Consider the following 19,181-nt stretch of genomic DNA (forward strand, 5'->3'; position numbering starts at 1 on the left):
CGCCTCAGCGCCGTGCGGCCGCGCGCAGCTTCGGAGCATAGGCGCGCCGCGGGGCGCTCGCCGCCGCGGCGGCCATGAGCAGCTTCTGGCGTGGCGCGTCGCGCGTCTGCGGCAGGCGCACCATCACGATGGTGCCGACGCCGACGGTCGAGCGGATGCGCATCGAGCCGCCGTGCAGGTCGACCAGCGAGCGGGCGATGGCGAGGCCGAGCCCCGAGCCCTTCATGCCGTTGTCGAGGCCGCCGGAAAGCTGCTCGAACGGACGCCCGATCTTGGCCAGCGCGGCCGCCGGGATCCCCGCGCCCGAATCCTCGACATAGATGTTGAGCGTGCCCATCACGAAGCGCGCGCGCACGCTGACGCGCCCTTCCGGAGGCGTGAACTTGACGGCGTTGCGCAGCAGGATCGAAAGGATCTTCTCGAACGCCGCGCGGTCGGCGTGCGCGCGCCGGCCGGGCATGGCCTCGGCGGTGAGCGCGACGTTCTTCTCGAGCGCCGCCTGCTCGACGCTGGCGAGCGCGCCGGCGAGCCCGGCGTCGAGCTCGAAGTCGGCCTTGGCGATGGTGAAACGGCCGGCCTCGAGGCGCGACATGTCGAGCACGTCGGAAATGACGCCGAGCAGATATTCGCCGGCCTGGTGGATGTCGTTGGCGTAGTCGACGTATTTACCCGCGCCGAGCGGCCCGAACGTCTCCTGCCGCATCATGTCGGAGAAGCCGATCACCGCGTTGAGCGGAGTGCGCAGCTCGTGGCTCATGTTGGCGAGGAATTCCGACTTCGCCCGGTTGGCGGTCTCGGCCTCGGCCTTCTGCTCGAGGTATTTCTCGGCGAGGTCGGCGAGCTGCTGCGCCTGCAGCTCCAGCGTCTGGCGCGAGCGGCGCAGGTCGGCGACGGTGGCCATCAGCCGCCGCTCGCTCTCCATCAGCTGCTCCTCATGGCGCTTCAGCGCGGTGATGTCGGTGCCGACCGAGACATAGCCGCCGTCCTTGGTGCGGCGTTCGTTGATCTGCAGCCAGCGGCCGTCGCCGAGCCGCGCCTCATAGGTGCGCGCGCCCGCCTGCGGCCGTCCGGCGAGCGCCGTCTCGGTCTGGATCATCGGCGGGGTGCCCTTCTCCATCACCTGAACGTAGGGCGCGCCGGGCGTGACCGCGTCGGCCGACAGGTTGTGCAGACGCTGGAACTTGGAGTTGCACATCACGAGGCGGTTGTCGGCGTCCCACAGCACGAAGGCCTCCGACACCGACTCGATCGCGTCGCGCAGGCGCATGTCGGCGGTGGCGGTGCGCTCGGCGAGCGTCTTCTGCTCGGTGATGTCGACGCAGATGCCGACGAGATGCGGCGTCGCGCCGGCGCGCTCGCGCACCAGCTCGGCGCGCGCGCGCAGCCACACCCATTCGCCGCGCACGTTCTGCATGCGGAAGGCGTGGTCGACGCTTTCGGCCCGCGAGGCGGTGATCATCTCGGCGATCGCCGCGAGGTCGCCGTCCTGCGGATGGACCAGCGCGTTGACGTCGCCGAAGGATAGATAGTTGCCGATCGGGGCGAGGCCGAGGATCTCGTACATCGAGTCCGACCAGTAGATGCGCCCGCGCGCGAGGTCCCAGTCCCACAGGCCGCAGCGCCCGCGCGACAGGGCGGTGTCGATGCGGTCGCGCACGAGGTCGCAGACGCGGTCGGATTCGCGCGCGCGCGAGGCCTGCCAGAAATAGGCGAACGCCAGCGCCGCCAGCACCAGGGCGGTCGCGACGAACAGCACGCCGGTGCGCAGCGAGGCCGTGCGCCAGTCCGCGAGGACGGCCTGCATCGGATAGACGAGGGCGAGCTGGCTGAACGGAGCCGCCAGCGTGCGCACGCCGGCGAGCGCCTCGGCGCCGTCGGGCAGGGCGATGCGCAGCACCCCGGCCTTCTCGGCGAAGATCGTCAGCGGCTGCGTCGGGCCGAGATAGTCGTTGAGGGCGCCGCGCGGCGCCTTGCGGCCGGCGGCGGCGACGATGTCGCCCGCCGCGTTGGAGATGAACGCCTGCGCGCCGCGCGCGAGCGCGCGCGAAGGCATGGCGTCGGCGAGCAGGGCGTTCGGATCGGCCTTGGGGAAGCGCTTGGCCGCCTCGCGCAGATCCTGCGAGAGCAGCGCGCCGAGCTGCTCGAGCTCGGCGGTCGCGTCGGCGACGGCCCGCTCGTGCGCGTCGCGCGCCATGGCGACGGTCATCGCGCCGAGCGCGGCGATGAACAGGACCACCATCGCCGGGACGGCCCTGCGCACCCAGATCTCAAGGCGGCTGATGACGGGAACGCCCACACGGTCGGCGACGGCGTCGCCCGCCGTCGCGCCAGCAAAACTACGCAGTGCCTCCGCGTGCGCGGAGGCACTGGCTGCATTTGCGCGCGCCATCACCGCCCCTCGAAACTGACGGGGGCAAATGTGCCGCATCTCCCCCCGCCGAGAATCATGAGACTCCGTCTCGCGAGCCTTGTCCAGAGGAACATTAACAAAGAATGTAAATTTTGAGCTTGACGCTAAAATTCAAAGGTTTGCGCGAGCTTAGTCTCTAAGCGGTTGAAAAATATGACGTTGCGGTGAGGGGCGGTTGTTTCCCAAGGGGCGGCGGGCAAGAATAGTCGAGGAAAAATAAGCGGGTAGACTTCCCGATCAACAGCATGTCCACAAACGGGGAGGGCGGCCGGCTCAGGCCGCGCCCTCGACGAGAAGGACGCAGAAGCCGTCGTAGCCTTTGGCGCCGACCGTCTGAAGCGCGCTCGCGCTGACGCGCTTCTCCCGCGCGGCGAGGGCGTTGAACGCGCGCACGCCCTGAACGGCGCCGTCCTCGCTGGAGGCGTCCGCGACGCGCCCGTCGCGGACCACATTGTCGACGACGATGAGCCCGCCCGGCCGCGTCATGGGGAGCGTCGCGGTGAAATAGGCCGGGATGTTCTCCTTGTCGGCGTCGATGAAGACGAAGTCGAAGGGCGCCTCGCCGGCGAGCGCGGGGAGCGTGTCGAGCGCCGCGCCGACGCGCAGTTCGATCCGGTCGGAAAGCCCCGCGCGCGCGAAGTTCTCCGCGGCGACGGCTGCGTGCTTGGGGTCGAATTCGAGCGTCGTCAGCCGACCGCCCGGCGCCAGCGCGCGGGCGAGCCAGATCGTGCTGTAGCCGGCGAGCGTGCCGATCTCGAGGATGCGCCTCGCGCCGATGGCCCGGGCGAGGATCTGCAGAAGCTTGCCCTGGTTGGGCGAGACCTGGATCTGCGGCAGCCCGGCCTCGAGGCCGCTGCGCACGGCGCCCGCGAGCGCGTCGTCCTCTTGCGCGTAGAGGCTGCTGAAATAGGCGTCGACCTCCGTCCAGACGGCTTCCGTCATGGCGAATTTCCTTTGAGTTCCACTTGACGTTGGCGAGAGCGGTCAGCCGAGCGAGCGGTCGACGATGTCGCGCACGTCCGCCGACAGCGCGCCGCGCGCCTTGACGCGCTTCAGCGCCGTCTGGGCTCGCGCCTGCCGTCCCGGCTCGAGCGTCCGCCAGCTCTTGAACGCCGACAGGAGGCGAGCGGCCACCTGCGGATTGGTCGGGTCCAGCTCCAGCACGACGTCGGCGAGGAATTCGAAGCCCGAGCCGTCGGCGGCGTTGAACTGGGTCGGATTGGCCGTCGCGAAGGAGCCGACGAGCGAGCGGGCGCGGTTCGGGTTGACGAGGCTGAAAGCCGGATGCGCCATCAGCGTCCTGACCCGCGCGAGCGTTCCGGCCTCGGAAATCGCCGCCTGCAGCGCGAACCATTTGTCGACGACGAGATGCTCGCCGGCGTGGCGGCGGTAGAACTCCTCGATCGCCTCTTCGCGCTCCGGCCCGCCGGCGAGGGCGAGCGCGCCGAGCGCGGCGAGCTCGTCGGTCATGACCGCGCCTTGCGCGAACTGGCGCGCCGCGAGCGGGACGCCGCGCGCGGGATCGCCGGCGACGAGAAGGTCGAGCGCGGCGTTGCGCAGCGCGCGCCGGCCGGCGGCCTCCGCGTCCGGCGAATAGGGCCCTTGCGGCGCGAGCCGTTCATAGGCGGCGGAAAGGACGTCCGAAAGGCGGGCGCCGAGCGCCTGGCGCAGTCCGTCGCGCGCGGCGTGGACGGCGTCGGGATCGATGTTCTCGCCGATGTCGCGGGCGACGTCGCCCTCGCTCGGCAGCGAGATCATCTGCGCGGCGAAGGCCGGGTCGGAAGACTCCCCGACCAGCCGCGCGAACGCCGAAACGAAGGCCTCGTCCGGCTTGACGGGGCCCTCGCCGGCGGCGACCGCGGCCACGGAGCGGACGAGCAAGCGCCCGGCGTAGCTCTGCGCGGCCTGCCAGCGGTTGAAGCTGTCGCCGTCGCGCGCGATGAGGCGCAGGAGGTTGTCCTCGCTGGCGTCGTGCTCGAGCCGGACGGGCGCGGAGAAACCGCGCAGGATCGAGAGGGCGGGACGCTCCTCGACATCGTGAAAAACGATCTCGCGCCGCGGCGTCGAGAGTTCGAACACGCCGGTTTCAAGCTCATGCGCGGCGGCGTCGGGCGAGCGAAGCGGAAGATCGCCCTGCGCGCCGACGAGGCCGAGCGCCACGGGAATGACGAAGGGCTCCTTGCGCTCCTGCCCCGGCGTCGGCTTGGTCGACTGCGAGAGGCGCAGCGCATAGGTTTTCGCCTGAGGATCGTAGGCCGTCTTGACGCCGACGAGGGGCGTTCCCGCCTGCGCGTACCAGCGGAAGAACTGCGCAAGGTCGCGGCCGGAGGCGTCGGCGAAGCAGGCGATGAAATCCTCGACCGTCGCCGCCATGCCGTCGCAGCGCGTGAAGTAAAGCTCCATGCCCCGCGCGAAGGCGTCGTCGCCGATCAGCGTCTTCAGCATGCGGATCACTTCGGCGCCCTTCTCGTAGATGGTCGCCGTGTAGAAATTGTTGATCTCGCGATAGGATTCGGGGCGTACGTTGTGGGCGAGCGGCCCCGCGTCCTCGGGGAACTGCGCGGCGCGCAGCGCGCGCACGTCGGCTACGCGGTGCACCGCGCGCGAGCGCATGTCCGACGAGAACTCATGGTCGCGGAAGACGGTCAGCCCTTCCTTGAGGCAGAGCTGGAACCAGTCGCGGCAGGTGATGCGGTTCCCCGTCCAGTTGTGGAAATATTCATGCGCGATCACCGCCTCGATGTTGGCGTAGTCGGCGTCGGTCGCGGTCCTCGGCGAGGCCAGCACGTATTTATCGTTGAAGACGTTGAGCCCTTTGTTCTCCATCGCCCCCATGTTGAAGTCGGAGACGGCGACGATGTTGAACACGTCGAGATCGTATTCGCGTCCGAACACGTCCTCGTCCCATTTCATCGCCCGCTTCAGCGACTCCATCGCGTAGGCGGCCTCGCTCTCCTTGCCGTGCTCCACATAAATGGCCAGCGCGATTCGGCGGCCGGACATGGTCGTGAATTCGTCGCGGATCGCGCCGAGGTCGCCGCCGACGAGGGCGAACAGATAGCTCGGCTTGGGGAAGGGGTCGCTCCACACCGCGTAATGGCGCGCCGCGCCGTCCTCGCCCGGCGGCAACTCGCCCGATTCGACGGGATTGCCGTTGGCGAGCAGGACAGGCGCCTCGTCGCGCCGCGCCTCCACGCGCACGCGATAGACGCTGAGCACGTCGGGCCGGTCGCAAAAATATGTGATGCGGCGGAAGCCTTCCGGCTCGCACTGGGTGCAGTAGGCGGAGCCCGAGCGATAAAGGCCCATCAGCCGCGTGTTGGAGGTCGGGTCCACCTCGGTCTCGACCTCCAGCGTGAACGGTCGGCGCGGCGGGCGATAGAGAACGAGCCGCTGCGGACCGATCGAGATTTCCTCGGGCTCCGGCGTCTCGCCGTCGAGGAAAACCCGCAGCGGCTTCAGGCCGTCGCCGTCCAGGACGAGAGGCGCCTCCGCGCGTCCCGCCGGATTGGGCCGGATCGACAGCCTGGCGCGCACGCGGGTCGCGCTCTTGTGAAGCTGCACGACGAGGTCGACGGAATCGATGAGATGGTCTGGCGGCCGGTAGTCCTGCAGGCGGACGGGTTCGGCGTTTTCAGTGCGCATCGGGACCTCGAACGGGATCGCGGCCGCCGCCCTCGCCGCAGCGTCGCCCGATCATAGGGCTTGCGCCGCCGCGGCGCAAAGTGCAGGGAGTCCTGCGCGGGCGGGCAACGGACCGCGCCGCGCGTAACGACATCTTGCAGGGACGGAAACCATGGCTCGAATCCTCCTGAAATCAGCCTTCGTCGGCGCGGCGCTCGCCGCCTCGCTTTCGGCGGCGGCGCTGGCGCATGGCCCGACCCGCCAGAAAGTGGTCGAGAAGATCGACATCAAGGCGTCGCCCGACAAGGTCTGGGCGGTCATCGGCAATTTTCAGGACATGAGCTGGCACCCGGCGGTCAAGGGGACGACCGGCGAGGGCGGAAACACGGTGGGCGCCAAGCGCACGATCGACCTTGGCGGCGGCGCCGCGCTCCACGAGGAGCTGACCAAATACGACGCCGCAGACCACACGTATTCGTATCGCATTCCCGAAGTCGACGTGAAGATCCTGCCGGTCAACAACTACTCCTCGATGATCGACGTGAAGCCCACGGCCGACGGCTCCGAGGTCGAATGGCACGGCGCGTTCTATCGCGGCTATCCCAACAACGACCCGCCGCCGGAGCTCAACGAGGAAGCGGCGATCAAGGCGGTCACCGGCATCTATACGGCCGGCCTGCAGGCGCTGAAGAAGAAGGTCGAGGCGACCAACTAGGCTCGCCCATGCGTCGCGAGGCGGCGTTCCACCGCGTCGCGCTCGCCGTGCTCGCGCTCGTCGTCCCCGGCTTCGGCGCGCGCGCCGACGAGGCCTTCGTGACGGAGCAGGTCGGCGACGGCGTGAGCGTCCTCGACCTCGACCGCGGCGAGGTGGCGGCGCGCATTCCGCTGGGTGGGCGCCCGGCCGGCGTCGCCGTCTCACCCGACGGAGCGACGGTCTACGTCACCAGCACGGAAGGCAAGTTCGTCAGCCTGATCGACGCGCGGGAGCGGCGCGTGCGCGCGTCGATCGCCATCCCCGACACGCCGATCGGCGTCGCCGCCGCGCCGGACGGACGCTTTATCTATGTGACGGGCTTCTTCGAGCCGTTCGTCTACAAGATCGACGTCGAAACGCTCTCCATCGTGGCGAAGGGGCGCGTCGGCGCCTCGCCCTCGGGCGTCGCCGTGACGCCGGACGGACGCCTGCTCGCGGTCGCCGCGCGCGACGACGACGCGCTCGTCCTCATCGACGCCGCAAGCCTTAATCTCCTCGCGACGATCCCTGTCGGCAAGCACCCGTTCGGCGTCACGATCGACGCCGAAGGCGCGCGCGCCTACGCCGCCAATGTGGAGAGCGACGACGTTTCGGTCGTCGACCTCAAGGCGAAGGCGAAGGTCGGGCAGGCGCCGGCCGGCAAGCGCCCCTACGTCGTCGCGCTCGCCGGCGGACGCGGCTTCGTCACCAATCAGTACGAGGGGACCGTCTCCGCCTTCGACCTTTCGACCTTCGCTTTCGCCGGCAAGGTCGCGGTCGGCGACTATCCCGAGGGCCTGCAGGCGAGCGCCGACGGGAAGCTTCTCTACGCGGTGGACTGGGAATCGAACGACGTGAGCGTCATCGACGCGGAAAAGCTGGTCGTGGTCAGGAAAATCCCGGTCGGCGACGGCCCGCGCGCCTTCGGACTGTTCCTGCGCAGGACGCCCTGAGCCGCCGCGTCAGGCGCCCGCCGCCGCGTGGGGCGCCTTCGCGCTCTCCTGCCGTATCGGCTCGGCGTGGCTGACGATGCGCGTGATCTCCGGATAGGCGACGCGCGCCTCTCGCTCCACCGCGTCGACGATCTCATGCGTCTCGTCGACGCTGAGCGCGGGGTCGACGCGGCAATGATAGTTGACGATCAGCCCCGCCGGTGTGCGGCGCGCGCGCACGTTGTGAATTTCGTGCGGCGCGCCCTTCGCCTTCGCCGCGCGCGCGAGCGTGTCGGCGATCGCCACCCGCGCGGCGGCGTCGACGTCCTCGCCCGGCAGCTGGCGCGGCTCCAGCGGCTCGATATGGCTGTCGACCTCGACGTCCGAGCCGAGCTCGCGCTGGATGTCGGCCTCGAGACGCGAGGCGATCTTGTGCGCGGCGCCGAGGCTCATGCGCCCGTCGAGCTCGATGTCGAAGCTGATCGAAACCCTGTCGCCGATCTCCTGCGCCGTGACATGATGGACCGGCGCGAGGCGCTTCGCCGCGATGAGCAGGACACGTTCGAGGATCGTCTCGCTGTCGAGCGCGACGGGCCGCACGGCGACGGTCAACGACACTTCCGGGTGGGCGTCCCTGATCGCCTCGGCGACGCGCGCCTTGATCGTCGCGACGTTCTCTTGCGACAGCGTGCGGGCGACGGCGATCTCGAGGTCGCCCAGAACCTCCGTCCCCGCCGGCCGCAGCCGCACCGAATCGACGGCGATCACCCCGGGCGCGGCTGCGGCGACCCTCGTCACCTTCTCGGCGAGGCCCTTTGGCGCGGCGTCGGTCAAGGCGTCGACGGTGCGCCTGCCGATGTTGAAGCCGGCGAAGCCAATGAAGCCGGCGACGCCGAGCGCGGCCAGCGCGTCGCCCTGCGGATAGCCGAAGTCTGCGGCGAGGAGGCCGACGATGGCGAGCGAGGAGGCGATCATGTCGCTTGAGAAGTTCAGCGCGTCGGCGGCCAGCGCCTCGCTGCCGGTCTCGCGCGCGACCTTGCTCAACGCCCGCCAGCGCCAGGAATCGACGCAGATCGAGCCGATCAGCACGGCGAACACGAGCGGGCTCGCCTCCACGTCGACGTCGCCCGAGAAGAACCGGCGCACGGCCTCGATCAGGATGAAGGCGGCGAGCGCGAACAGGAAGCCCGTCTCGATCAGCGCGGTCAGCGCCTCGACCTTGCCGTGGCCGTACTGATGCTCGGCGTCCGCCGGCTTGTGCGAGACGCGGATGGCGTAATAGGTGAGGACGGTGGTGACGACGTCGCCGAAATTGTTGCCCGCCTCGGACATCACCGCGAGCGAACCCGAGACGATGCCGGCGACGAGCTTGAGGCAGGCCATCGACAGGCTGATGAAGATCGAGATCAGGGCGACCCGCTCCTTGCGGGCCTGCTGGTCGGCCCGCTGGTCGGTTCGCGCCCTGGCCGCGCCCTGATCGACCCGCTCCGTCATGTCCTCTCCCCGCCGGCGCCGGGCGATTTCATGCTATAGCACGCCCGCCCGCGCAACATTCGCGCGCCCGCGGCGGCGCGCGCGAAAAGGAGCCTCGCCATGGAATATCTCCACACGATGGTGCGCGTCACGGATCTCGACGCCTCGCTCGCTTTCTACACGCAGGCGCTGGGGCTTCAGGAGATGCGCCGATCGGAGCACGAGGCCGGACGCTTCACCCTCGTCTTCCTGGCGGCCCCGGGCGACGCGGCGCGCGCCAGGGAGACGAAGTCGCCGCTCCTCGAGCTGACCTATAACTGGGACAGAGAGGAATATGGCGGCGGGCGCAACTTCGGCCATCTCGCCTTCGCCGTCGACGATATCTACGCCGTCTGCGACAGGCTGATGAAGGCCGGCGTCACGATCTCCCGGCCGCCGCGCGACGGCCGCATGGCCTTCGTGCGCTCGCCCGACGCGATCTCGATCGAGCTTCTGCAGAAGGGCGCCCCGCTCGCGCCGCGCGAGCCGTGGGCGTCGATGGAGAACCTCGGCGCATGGTAGAGGCGCGCGTCCCGGCCCTTTTGCCGCAGGGGGATTTCGCCCGCGTCGCGCCGCCCGGCCGAAGCGCCTATTTCTTCGACGTCGACGGCACGCTCCTGAACATTCGTCCCCGCCCGGAAGACGTGCGCGCCGACGGCGCTCTGATCGCGCTTCTTAAAACGCTGTCGGCGGCGTGCGGCGGCGCCCTCGCGCTGGTCAGCGGGCGCGCGATCGACGACGTCGACCGGATCTTCGCGCCGCTCGTCCTGCCGGCGGCCGGGCTGCACGGCGGCGAAATCCGTTTCCCCGACGGCGCGCGCACTCACGCCTCACCCGGCGCCGTCGAAGCCGCGCGCCCGCGCCTTCGCGCCTTCGCCGCCGCCCGTCCGGGACTGCGCGTCGAGGACAAGGGCGCGGCGCTGGCGCTGCATTACCGCCAGCGGCCGGACCTTGCGGCCGACGTCCTCGCCTTCATGGAATCGCTCGTCGACCGCCCCGAGCTCGCGGTCCAGCCCGGCAAGATGGTCGTCGAGCTCAAGCGCGCGGGCTTCAGCAAGGCGACGGGGGCGGCGGCGCTGATGGCGGCGGCGCCCTTCGCCGGGCGGCTCGCGGCCTTCGTCGGCGACGATCTGACCGACGAGGCCGGTTTCGCCTTCGCGGAGGGGCTCGGCGGCGTGTCCGTGCGGATCGCCGAGACGGACGCGCCGACCGTCGCGCGATTCAGGATCGCCTCGCCGGAGGATTTTCGCGCGGAGCTCGCAAGGGCGGCGGCGCTGAAAGACGCGCCGCTCCGATAGGCCGTTCCGCCTGCGGGCGGCCGGTCAGTAGCGGGCGCTGACGTGCCCGCCGTCGCAGATCCAGCTCACCTTCCAGCGCCAGCCGTCGGGCGTATTGACCGGCTGCACGTCGTAGCACTCGACGGGCGGGCGATGGTAGACGTAGCCGTAGGGGTAAGGCCGGCCGAAGAAGGGCATCCCGTCGACGTCGCCGAGCGAGTTGGCGTTCGCGGCCATAGGCGCCGCCGCGCCGAGCGCGAGGCCGAAGAGGGCCGGAAGAAGCTTGCTGCGCGCCATCGCCGAAATCCGCGTGTTTGATTAAGGAAAGCCGCCGCGATCTTGTCACGACGCGCCGGAAGGGGCAAGGCGCAAGCTGAAGCTCCAGCGGCGTTTGGAAGCCTTCTGCGCGCCCGGTAGTCATTTCGCCCGCAAATGTGGCCGAGCGGCCACTTCCATGTCCTCCCTTCATTTTCGCGCCTTTCATCCCGGGAGGAGCAAGGCGTGGCGCCGCGCTTGCTTGAGAAAAAACGTTCAATGGCAGGTCCCCAACTTCAGCGCCGCGTCATCGCGTCCATCGCGGGCGTTCGATACGCGGCGCTTTTTTGCTGCGACCTGCGAACGCGGGGTGAGACATGGGCGAAGCGCTGATCGTCGTCGGCCAGGGCATGGCGGCGACCCGTTTCATCGACGAGCTCGGCAAGCGCGCGCTCGGGCGCTATGCGGTGCTCGTCATCGGCGCCGAGCCGTTCCGGGCCTATAACCGGGTCATGCTGTCCTCGCTGCTCGCCGGCGAGGTCGCGGCCGCCGACATCGAGCTCAAGCGCGCCGACTGGTGGGCGCGCCAGGGCGTGACCAATCTCCACGGCGCTCCGGTCGACGCGATCGACCGCGCGGCGAAGACCGTGCGGCTCGCGAACGGCGTCGTCCTTTCCTACGCCAAGCTCGTGCTGACGACAGGCTCGCATCCGATCCGCCTGCCCAAGCCCGGCATGGACCTGCCGGGCGTCATCACCTTCCGCACCATGGGCGACGTCGGCGCCATGCTCTCGGGCGCCGGACCGGGCAAGCGCGCCATCGTCATCGGCGGCGGCCTGCTCGGGCTCGAGGCCGCCTATGGCCTCGCCAAGGCGGGCGCGAAGGTCACGCTGCTGCATCTCATGGACCGGCTGATGGAGCGCCAGCTCGACGCGCCGGCGGCGAAGCTGCTTTTGCAGGCGATGGAGGAAAAAAGCGTCGAAACCCTGCTCGGCGCCGACACCGCCGCGGTCGAGGGCGAGGGCAGGGTCGAGGCGCTGCGCCTGACCGACGGGCGGCGCATCCCGGCCGACCTCGTCGTCTGCGCCGTCGGCGTGCGGCCCAACGCGGATCTCGCCCGCGCCGCCGGCCTCGAGGTCAACCGCGGCGTGCTGGTCGACGACGGCATGACGACCTCCGACCCCGACATCTTCGCGCTCGGCGAATGCGCCGAGCATCGCGGGATCGCCTATGGGCTCGTCGAGCCGGCCTATCAGCAGGCGGCCGTGCTCGCCCGCCGCCTTTCCGGCGACGCCGAGGCCGCCTTCGAGGGGACAGTGCTCGCGACCAACCTCAAGGTCGCCGGCGTCTCGCTGTTCTCGGTCGGCGACTTCATGGGCGAGGGGGAGGGCAAGGAGGCGATCGTCTTCGACGATCCCGCGGCCGGAACCTACAAGAAGCTGGTGGTTCGGGACGGAAAACTGATCGGCGCGGTCCTTTACGGCGACGCGGCGGACGGGCTCTGGCTGCAGGCGCTGATCCGGGACGCGAGGCCGATCGAGGCTTTCCGCGAACGCCTGATTTTCGGGCGCGCGGCCGTTGAAAGCGAGGCCGCATGAACGAGCTGAGCCCCGTCTCAGGAGCCGCCCGGCGCGCGGGCGACGCCGCAACCCGCACGACCTGCCCCTATTGCGGCGTCGGCTGCGGCGTGCTCGCTGCGCCCGACGGCTATGGCGGCGCAGCGATCGAGGGCGACAAGGACCATCCCTCGAATTTCGGCAGGCTCTGCTCGAAAGGCTCGGCGCTCGGCGAGACGCTGGCGCTGGAGACGCGCCAGCTCTTTCCGCTGCTCGACGGCGCGCGCTGCGGCTGGGACGCGGCGCTCGACCATGTCGCCTCCGGCTTCTCGCGCATCGTCGAAAGGCATGGTCCGAAGGCGGTCGCTTTCTATCTCTCCGGCCAACTGCTGACCGAGGATTATTACGTCGCCAACAAGCTGATGAAGGGCTTCATCGGCTCGGCCAACGTCGACACCAACTCGCGCCTGTGCATGTCGTCCTCGGTCGCCGGCCACAAGCGCGCGTTTGGCTCGGACACGGTCCCCGGCTGCTACGAGGATCTCGACGAGGCCGACCTCTACGTGCTCGTCGGCTCGAACGCCGCGTGGTGCCATCCGATCCTTCACCAGCGCATGACGAGGGCGATGGACGCGCGCGGCGGCAAGCTCGTCAATGTCGACCCGCGCCGCACCGCGACGAGCGAGGCCGCGGCGCTGCAGCTCTCGGTCCGGCCTGGCGAGGACGGCGCGCTGTTTTCCGGCCTGCTCGTCCATCTCGCGGACGCCGGCCGGCTCGACCGCGCCTTCATCGACGCTCACACGCAGGGCTTTGAGGCGGCGCTCGCCCGCGCCCGCGAGATCGCCCCGTCGGCTGCGGCGACCGCGGCGCGGACCAGCCTCGCCGAGGCGGACGTCGCCCGCTTCTTCGAGATGTGGGCGGGAACGGAGCGCGTCGTCACGCTCTATAGCCAGGGCGTCAACCAGTCGGCGCAGGGCGTCGACAAGGTCAACGCCATCCTCAACTGCCACCTCGCCACGGGACGCATCGGGCGGCCCGGCATGGGGCCCTTCTCGCTGACCGGCCAGCCGAACGCCATGGGCGGACGCGAGGTCGGCGGCCTCGCCAACCAGCTCGCCGCGCACATGGGATTCTCGCCGCCCGAGATCGACCGCGTGCGCCGCTTCTGGTCGGCGCCGAACATGGCGCGGGAAGAGGGGCTCACCGCCACCTCGATGTTCGACGCGATCGCCCGCGGCGAGGTCAGGGCGCTCTGGGTCATGGGCACGAATCCGGCGGTCAGCCTGCCGCGCGCCGACCATGCGCGCGAGGCCCTTCGCCGGCTCGAGCTTTTCGTCGTCTCGGAGAACGTCGCCTCCAACGACACGCTCGGCGCGCGCCCGCACGTGGTCTTTCCCGCCGCCGGATGGGGCGAGAAGGACGGGACGGTGACGAACTCCGAGCGGCGCATCTCGCGCCAGCGCGCCTTCCTGCCGCCGCCGGGCGAGGTCCGCGCCGACTGGCGCGCGATCTGCGGAGTCGCGCGCCGCATGGGCTTCTCGGGCTTCGACTATTCCTCTCCCGCCGAGATCTTCGCCGAGCACGCGGCCCTTTCGGCCTTCGAGAACGACGGAACGCGCGACTTCGACCTTTCGGGCCTCGTCGGCCTCGCCGCGCAGGACTATGACCGGATGGCGCCGGCGCAATGGCCGCTGCCGGCGGGCGAGCCGGCGGGGCGCAAGCGCTTCTTCTCGGAGGGCGGCTTCTTCACCGCCGGCGGCAGGGCGAACTTCGTCGCCATCGCGCCGCCGCGCCTGCCCGAGGCGACGAGCGAGCAATTTCCGCTGCTGCTCAACACCGGGCGCGTGCGCGACCAGTGGCACACCATGACCCGCACCGGCCTCTCGCAGCGCCTCGGCGGCCATATGAGCGAGCCGACGCTGCTCGTGAACCCGGCGGACGCCGATCGCTTCGCGCTCAGGGACGGCGGCCTCGCGCGCGTTTCCAGCGCGCATGGCTCGGCCGTCTTCCGCGTCAAGGCGACGACGGCGCAGGACGAAGGCGACATCTTCGCGCCGATCCACTGGAGCGACGAGACGGCGAGCGCGGCGCGCGCCGGCGCCCTCGTCCACGCCTTCGTCGATCCCGTGTCGAAGCAGCCGGACTCCAAGGCGACGCCGGCGACGATGACGCCGGTCTCCTTCGCCCGCGCGGGCTTCGTCCTGTCGCGCCGGCGGACGCCGCTGCCGCGCGATTCCTACTGGGCCTGGGAGGCGATCGAAGGCGGCTACGCCGCGCGCGTCGAGGTCGACGGCGCGGACGGCTTCTGGCTCGCGGCGCTGCGCGCCCTCGCGCCGGAGGACGCCGAGCTCGTCTCCTTCAGCGACGCGACGCGCGGCGTTTTTCGCGCGGCGCTGGTGTCGGACGGCAGGCTCACGGCCGCGATGTTCCTTGGCCCCGCGCCGAACGAAACGCGGTGGGGCGTCATGCGCGAAGCCTTCGCGGCGGAGCGGCTCGACGGCGCGGCGCGGCGGCTGATGCTGTCCGGGCGGGGCCTTTCCGGCGCGCCCGACCTCGGCCCCAACGTCTGCGCCTGCTTCGGCGTGCCGCACGGCGCGATCCTCGCCGCCGTCGCGGACGGCTGCCGCGATCCGGCGGCGATCGGCGCGCGGCTCAAGGCCGGGACCAATTGCGGCTCCTGCATCCCCGAGATGAAGCGTATGATCGCGGCCTTTCAGCCGGAGCCGGCGGCGGCTTGAGGCCGCCGCCATGAACGGGCGCCGCCGTCAGGCGGCGTTCCTGAGCGTATCGACGTCGATGACGAAGCGATATTTCACGTCGCTCTTGACCATGCGGCCGTAGGCCTTGTCGATCTCTTGCATCGCGATCATCTCGACGTCGGCGACGACGCCGCGCTCGGCGCAGAAATCGAGCATCTCCTGCGTTTCCGGAATTCCGCCGATCAGCGAACCGGCGATCGAGCGCCGGCCGAAGATGAGGCCGCCGACGTTGGGTGAGAGGTGCGGCGTCGCCGGCACGCCGACGAGGGTCATCGTCCCGTCGCGCTTGAGCAGCGCGACGAACGGGTCGAGGTCGTGCGAGACGGCGACGGTGTTCAGGATGAAGTCGAACGAGCCGGCGTGCGCCGCCATCTCGTCGGGATGCTTCGACACGACGACCTCGTCGGCGCCGAGCGCCTTCGCCGCGTCGATCTTGCCCGGCGAGGTGGTGAAGGCGACGGTGTGAGCGCCGAGCGCATGGGAGAGCTTGACGCCCATGTGGCCGAGGCCGCCGATGCCGACGATCCCGACCTTCTTGCCGGGCCCCGCGCCCCAGCGGCGCAGCGGCGACCAGGTGGTGATCCCGGCGCACAGCAGCGGCGCGACGGCGGGAAGATCGGCCTCGGGATGGCTGACGCGCAGCACGAAGCGCTCGTCGACGACGATCGAGGCGGAGTAGCCGCCAAAAGTGTTCTCGCCGCCGCCGAACACATTGCCGTTGTAGGTGGCTGTGAAGCCGTGCTGGCAATATTGCTCGAGTCCGTCGTCGCAGGAGGGGCAATGGCGGCAGCTGTCGACCATGCAGCCGACGGCGGCGACGTCGCCGACCCTGAATTTGGCGACGTCGGCGCCGACGGCCGTGACGCGGCCGACGATCTCATGGCCGGGAACGCAGGGGTAGCGCGTGCCGGGCCATTCGCTGCGGGCGGTGTGCAGGTCGGAATGGCAGACGCCGCAGTAGAGGACCTCGATCGCGACGTCCCTCGCCCCGGGCGCGCGGCGCTCGATCTCATAGGGTCCGAACAGGTCGGTCGGCGATTGCGCGGCGTAGGCTTTTGTCTGCATGACGTTCTCCAGGGAGGATCCGCGAAGATCCGACGAACGCGGCCGTGGCGGCCTCTTCTCGCGCCGTCTTAACGCCTTGCGGCGCGTCTCGCCACCTTCGCCTTTGGCCCTTCGCGTCGAGGCGCCGCCGCGCTATGACGCGGGCGCAGGAGGCCCCCATGACCGAACCCGCGACCATCTACGGCATCAGGAATTGCGACACGATGAAGAAGGCGCGCGCCTGGCTCGAGGCGAGGGGGATCGCCTGCGCCTTCCACGACTACAAGACGCAGGGCCTTACTCGCGACAAGCTCGAGGAATGGTCGCGCAAGGTCGGTTGGGAGAAGCTCCTGAACCGTTCGGGGACGACCTTCCGCAGCCTGCCCGAACCGGCGCGCGAGGGGATCGACGAAGTCCGCGCGATCGCCCTGATGCTGGAGAAGCCGACGATGATCAGGCGTCCGGCGCTCGAGATCGGAGACCGCCTCGTCGTCGGCTTCAGGCCGGAGATTTATGAGGCCGCGTTCAGGTGAACGGCGAAGCCGTCACGAACTCTCTTCAGATTTTGTTCTTCCCGGCTGTTCAATAAATGCTGAACGACGCGCCGACGGCGCCGGCGGGCGCTTTATTGGGCGGAATGCGGCCTGTCCGGGACGGCTTTCTTCGCCGCGCCGGCGAGGATCGCGGCGGTCTCGGATTTCCATCCCGGCGGCGCCGCGCGCAAGGGAATGGGCGCCGGCGTCTCGCGCGGCTTCACATGCACGATGGAGAAGCCGCGCCGCTTGAGCTCGACGAGCAGCTCCGGGACCATGGCGGCGGTCTGCGCCTTGATGTCGTGCAGCAGCAGGATCCCGCCGTTCGACGCTTCGAGGCGGGCGAGCGTGCGATCCAGCTCCTCCTGCGGCGTCATCTTCTCCCAGTCTGAGGCCCACACGTCCGCGCCGAAGACGATCACGCCGCGCGACGCGAGCCAGGCGTTGAGCTGGGGCGAATCGACGAAGCCCGGATAGCGGAAGAAAGGCGCGCGGGGCTGCTCGCCGGCCGTCCCGAAGGCGGCGAGGTCGTCGGCGCGGAAACCCTTGTCGATGTCCTCCCTGGCGACCGCTTCCGCGAGCCGGCCCATGAGACGGTGCGAGAAGCTGTGGTGGGCGATGGTGTGCCCGGCCTGCGCCTCGCGGCGCGCGAGGCGCGGATTGGCCTGCGCGTTGCGGCCAATGAGGAAGAAGGTCGCCTTGACGCATTGCGCGTCGAGCGCGTCGAGAATTCTCGTCGTGGGGCCGGGCAGGGGGCCGTCGTCGAAGGTCAGCACGACCTCGCGCGGCTTGAGGTCGAGCGTTTGCGGATAGCTCTTGAGGCCGACCGCAGGCGCTTCGCCCGGCTTCGCCGCGAGGGTCAGGACGCGGGCGACGCCGAGCGCCTCCGGCCCGCAGGCGAGGGCCGGGGAAGCGGAAGCGAGCGCACAGAGGAGAAGCGCGCTTCGCGCCATCGCGGAAAAATTCTTCAACTGCGGCGCTCCACGGCTGGAGCAGGGTTTGGGCGCGCGTCCGGGTCGGGTCAAGACGCAAATGCGCGAGCGCCGCGCAGGCGGGCTTGCCCTGCGCCGAAACCGCCCTATGAACCATGCGGGCGCCGCCGCGGCGCCTCGGGCGGCGAGGAGCGGCGATGGTCGACGCGAACGAACTGAGGGCGGCCGACGCCGAGGCGGAGTCGCTCTACGACGAGGGCGGAGCGGTGCGTCCGCAGTTCCTCGACGACGTCGTCGCCGCCGTCGACGCCGAGGACGCTCCGCGCGTCACCGCGCTCGCCGCCGACCTGCACGAGGCCGACCTCGGCGCGCTCGTCGAGGCGCTCGACCCCGAGCGGCGGGTGCGCCTCGTGCGCCTCATGGGGCACAGCTTCGACTTCGCCGCGCTGACCGAGATCGACGCCAACATCCGCGACGAAATCCTCGAGGAGCTGCCGGCGCGCGAGGTCGCGGAGGGCGTGCGCGACCTCGAGAACGACGACGCCGTCACTCTGCTCGAAGACCTCGAGCCGGAGGATCGGGCCGAGATCCTCGACGCCCTGCCGGCGGTCGACCGCGCCCAGCTCCAGCGCTCGCTGCATTATCCCGACCACTCGGCCGGCCGGCTGATGCAGACGACCTTCGTCACCGCGCCGCCCTACTGGACGGCGGGGCAGGCGATCGACGTCATGCGCGACACCGACGAGGAGCTGCTGCCCGACTCCTTCTTCGAGATCTTCATCGTCGACCCGGGCCACAGGCTGCTTGGCGCGGTGTTCCTCGACACGCTGCTGCGCTCGAAGAGCCGCGCCCTGCTCGAGGACATCATGTCCGCCGACCGGCGCCGCATCGAGGTCGACGAGGACCGCGAGGAGGTGGCGCGGCTGTTCGAGCGCTACAACCTGGTGTCGGCCCCGGTGGTCGACGAGGGCGGACGGCTCGTCGGCGTCGTCACCATCGACGACGTGGTCGACGTCATTCAGGAGGAGGCGGACGCCAACCTGAAGGCGCTCGGCGGCGTCTCCGAAACCGAGGAGCTGTCGGACACGGTGCTGTCCACCTCGAAGAGCCGCTTCGTCTGGCTCTTCGTCAATCTCCTCACCGCCTTCATCGCCTCGTCGGTGCTCGGATTGTTCGAGGGCCAGCTGCAGAAGATGGTGGCGCTCGCCGTGCTCGCCCCCATCGTCGCGAGCCAGGGCGGCAACGCGGCGACGCAGACCATGACGGTCGCGGTGCGCGCGCTCGCGACGCGCGAGCTCTCCCGCGCCAACGCCATGCGCATTATTTTCCGCGAGGCCATGGTCGGCCTCGTCAACGGCGTCGCGTTCGGCGTGCTGACGGGAATCGTCGCCGGCTACTGGTTCGAGTCGCCGGGGCTCGGCGTCGTCATCGCCCTCGCCATGGTGACCAATCTCGTCGCCGGCGCGCTCGGCGGCATCGTCATCCCGCAGATTCTCGCGCGGCTGCGCGTCGACCCGGCGGTGGCCTCCGGCGCCTTCGTGACGACGGTCACGGACGTCGTCGGCTTCGCCTCGTTCCTCGGCTTCGCGACGCTGTGGTTCAAGCTGGAGTGAG

At 70.1% G+C, this 19,181-nt stretch carries 15 protein-coding genes; 8 read left to right on the forward strand and 7 right to left on the reverse strand.

Going from position 1 to position 19,181, the window contains the following annotated elements:
• Positions 1–4: 4 nt before the first annotated feature.
• From ACE3OG_RS10370 to pepN, 3 genes are all read right to left on the reverse strand, one after another.
• Positions 5–2,260, reverse strand: a complete 2,256-nt coding sequence (locus ACE3OG_RS10370) for a PAS domain-containing sensor histidine kinase (RefSeq protein WP_374308281.1) — start codon at positions 2,258–2,260, stop codon at positions 5–7.
• A gap of 423 nt (positions 2,261–2,683) precedes the next feature.
• Entirely contained in the window at positions 2,684–3,352 is a 669-nt protein-coding gene (locus ACE3OG_RS10375) for an O-methyltransferase (RefSeq protein WP_374308283.1), read from the reverse strand.
• 42 nt (positions 3,353–3,394) lie between these two features.
• Positions 3,395–6,055: an aminopeptidase N gene (pepN, locus tag ACE3OG_RS10380; protein WP_374308285.1), complete on the reverse strand. Its 2,661-nt coding sequence runs from the start codon at positions 6,053–6,055 to the stop codon at positions 3,395–3,397.
• 151 nt (positions 6,056–6,206) lie between these two features.
• Here pepN and ACE3OG_RS10385 point away from each other — a divergent pair, with 151 nt between their 5' ends.
• Both ACE3OG_RS10385 and ACE3OG_RS10390 read left to right on the forward strand, forming a co-directional pair.
• On the forward strand, positions 6,207–6,749 hold the full coding sequence (locus tag ACE3OG_RS10385; protein ID WP_374308287.1) for an SRPBCC family protein: 543 nt from the start codon (positions 6,207–6,209) through the stop codon (positions 6,747–6,749).
• 8 nt (positions 6,750–6,757) lie between these two features.
• Positions 6,758–7,720, forward strand: coding sequence for a cytochrome D1 domain-containing protein (locus ACE3OG_RS10390; protein WP_374308289.1), 963 nt, complete (start codon positions 6,758–6,760; stop codon positions 7,718–7,720).
• Positions 7,721–7,729: 9 nt separating this feature from the next.
• Here the strand turns inward: ACE3OG_RS10390 and ACE3OG_RS10395 are convergent, their stop codons facing one another.
• Positions 7,730–9,193, reverse strand: coding sequence for a cation-efflux pump (locus ACE3OG_RS10395; RefSeq protein ID WP_374308291.1), 1,464 nt, complete (start codon positions 9,191–9,193; stop codon positions 7,730–7,732).
• Positions 9,194–9,292: 99 nt separating this feature from the next.
• On the opposite strand from ACE3OG_RS10395, the gene ACE3OG_RS10400 reads away from it, so the two are divergent.
• Positions 9,293–9,733: a VOC family protein gene (locus tag ACE3OG_RS10400; RefSeq protein WP_374308293.1), complete on the forward strand. Its 441-nt coding sequence runs from the start codon at positions 9,293–9,295 to the stop codon at positions 9,731–9,733.
• Entirely contained in the window at positions 9,727–10,509 is a 783-nt protein-coding gene (otsB, locus tag ACE3OG_RS10405; RefSeq protein ID WP_374308295.1) for a trehalose-phosphatase, read from the forward strand. The genes ACE3OG_RS10400 and otsB overlap by 7 nt, the downstream gene beginning before the upstream one ends.
• Before the next feature lie 24 nt (positions 10,510–10,533).
• On the opposite strand, the gene ACE3OG_RS10410 is transcribed toward otsB, so the two are convergent.
• Positions 10,534–10,785: a hypothetical protein gene (locus tag ACE3OG_RS10410; protein ID WP_374308297.1), complete on the reverse strand. Its 252-nt coding sequence runs from the start codon at positions 10,783–10,785 to the stop codon at positions 10,534–10,536.
• Positions 10,786–11,120: 335 nt separating this feature from the next.
• Here ACE3OG_RS10410 and ACE3OG_RS10415 point away from each other — a divergent pair, with 335 nt between their 5' ends.
• On the forward strand, positions 11,121–12,341 hold the full coding sequence (locus ACE3OG_RS10415; RefSeq protein ID WP_374308299.1) for an NAD(P)/FAD-dependent oxidoreductase: 1,221 nt from the start codon (positions 11,121–11,123) through the stop codon (positions 12,339–12,341).
• On the forward strand, positions 12,338–15,037 hold the full coding sequence (locus tag ACE3OG_RS10420; protein WP_374308301.1) for a molybdopterin-dependent oxidoreductase: 2,700 nt from the start codon (positions 12,338–12,340) through the stop codon (positions 15,035–15,037). The genes ACE3OG_RS10415 and ACE3OG_RS10420 overlap by 4 nt, the downstream gene beginning before the upstream one ends.
• 27 nt (positions 15,038–15,064) lie before the next feature.
• On the opposite strand, the gene ACE3OG_RS10425 is transcribed toward ACE3OG_RS10420, so the two are convergent.
• The gene (locus ACE3OG_RS10425) at positions 15,065–16,123 is read right to left on the reverse strand and encodes an NAD(P)-dependent alcohol dehydrogenase (RefSeq protein ID WP_374308303.1); all 1,059 of its coding nucleotides are present in this window, start codon (positions 16,121–16,123) and stop codon (positions 15,065–15,067) included.
• A gap of 158 nt (positions 16,124–16,281) precedes the next feature.
• On the opposite strand from ACE3OG_RS10425, the gene ACE3OG_RS10430 reads away from it, so the two are divergent.
• Positions 16,282–16,635, forward strand: a complete 354-nt coding sequence (locus ACE3OG_RS10430) for an arsenate reductase (protein WP_374308305.1) — start codon at positions 16,282–16,284, stop codon at positions 16,633–16,635.
• Positions 16,636–16,727: 92 nt separating this feature from the next.
• Here ACE3OG_RS10430 and ACE3OG_RS10435 read toward each other — a convergent pair whose 3' ends face one another.
• Positions 16,728–17,606: a polysaccharide deacetylase family protein gene (locus ACE3OG_RS10435; protein WP_374308307.1), complete on the reverse strand. Its 879-nt coding sequence runs from the start codon at positions 17,604–17,606 to the stop codon at positions 16,728–16,730.
• Positions 17,607–17,764: 158 nt separating this feature from the next.
• Between ACE3OG_RS10435 and mgtE the strand changes: the two genes are divergently transcribed.
• On the forward strand, positions 17,765–19,180 hold the full coding sequence (gene mgtE / locus ACE3OG_RS10440; RefSeq protein ID WP_374308309.1) for a magnesium transporter: 1,416 nt from the start codon (positions 17,765–17,767) through the stop codon (positions 19,178–19,180).
• Position 19,181: the final 1 nt, after the last annotated feature.

The organism is Methylocella sp., from assembly GCF_041905455.1.
In the GTDB taxonomy this organism is placed as follows: domain Bacteria; phylum Pseudomonadota; class Alphaproteobacteria; order Rhizobiales; family Beijerinckiaceae; genus Methylocapsa.

Coding starts and splice junctions, on each gene's coding strand:
- pepN (WP_374308285.1), bottom strand. CDS start 6,055: ATGCGCACTGAAAACGCCGAACCCGTCCGCCTGCAGGACTACCGGCCG.
- ACE3OG_RS10420 (WP_374308301.1), top strand. CDS start 12,338: ATGAACGAGCTGAGCCCCGTCTCAGGAGCCGCCCGGCGCGCGGGCGAC.
- ACE3OG_RS10395 (WP_374308291.1), bottom strand. CDS start 9,193: ATGACGGAGCGGGTCGATCAGGGCGCGGCCAGGGCGCGAACCGACCAG.
- ACE3OG_RS10415 (WP_374308299.1), top strand. CDS start 11,121: ATGGGCGAAGCGCTGATCGTCGTCGGCCAGGGCATGGCGGCGACCCGT.
- ACE3OG_RS10375 (WP_374308283.1), bottom strand. CDS start 3,352: ATGACGGAAGCCGTCTGGACGGAGGTCGACGCCTATTTCAGCAGCCTC.
- otsB (WP_374308295.1), top strand. CDS start 9,727: ATGGTAGAGGCGCGCGTCCCGGCCCTTTTGCCGCAGGGGGATTTCGCC.
- ACE3OG_RS10385 (WP_374308287.1), top strand. CDS start 6,207: ATGGCTCGAATCCTCCTGAAATCAGCCTTCGTCGGCGCGGCGCTCGCC.
- ACE3OG_RS10425 (WP_374308303.1), bottom strand. CDS start 16,123: ATGCAGACAAAAGCCTACGCCGCGCAATCGCCGACCGACCTGTTCGGA.
- ACE3OG_RS10400 (WP_374308293.1), top strand. CDS start 9,293: ATGGAATATCTCCACACGATGGTGCGCGTCACGGATCTCGACGCCTCG.
- ACE3OG_RS10410 (WP_374308297.1), bottom strand. CDS start 10,785: ATGGCGCGCAGCAAGCTTCTTCCGGCCCTCTTCGGCCTCGCGCTCGGC.
- ACE3OG_RS10430 (WP_374308305.1), top strand. CDS start 16,282: ATGACCGAACCCGCGACCATCTACGGCATCAGGAATTGCGACACGATG.
- mgtE (WP_374308309.1), top strand. CDS start 17,765: ATGGTCGACGCGAACGAACTGAGGGCGGCCGACGCCGAGGCGGAGTCG.
- ACE3OG_RS10390 (WP_374308289.1), top strand. CDS start 6,758: ATGCGTCGCGAGGCGGCGTTCCACCGCGTCGCGCTCGCCGTGCTCGCG.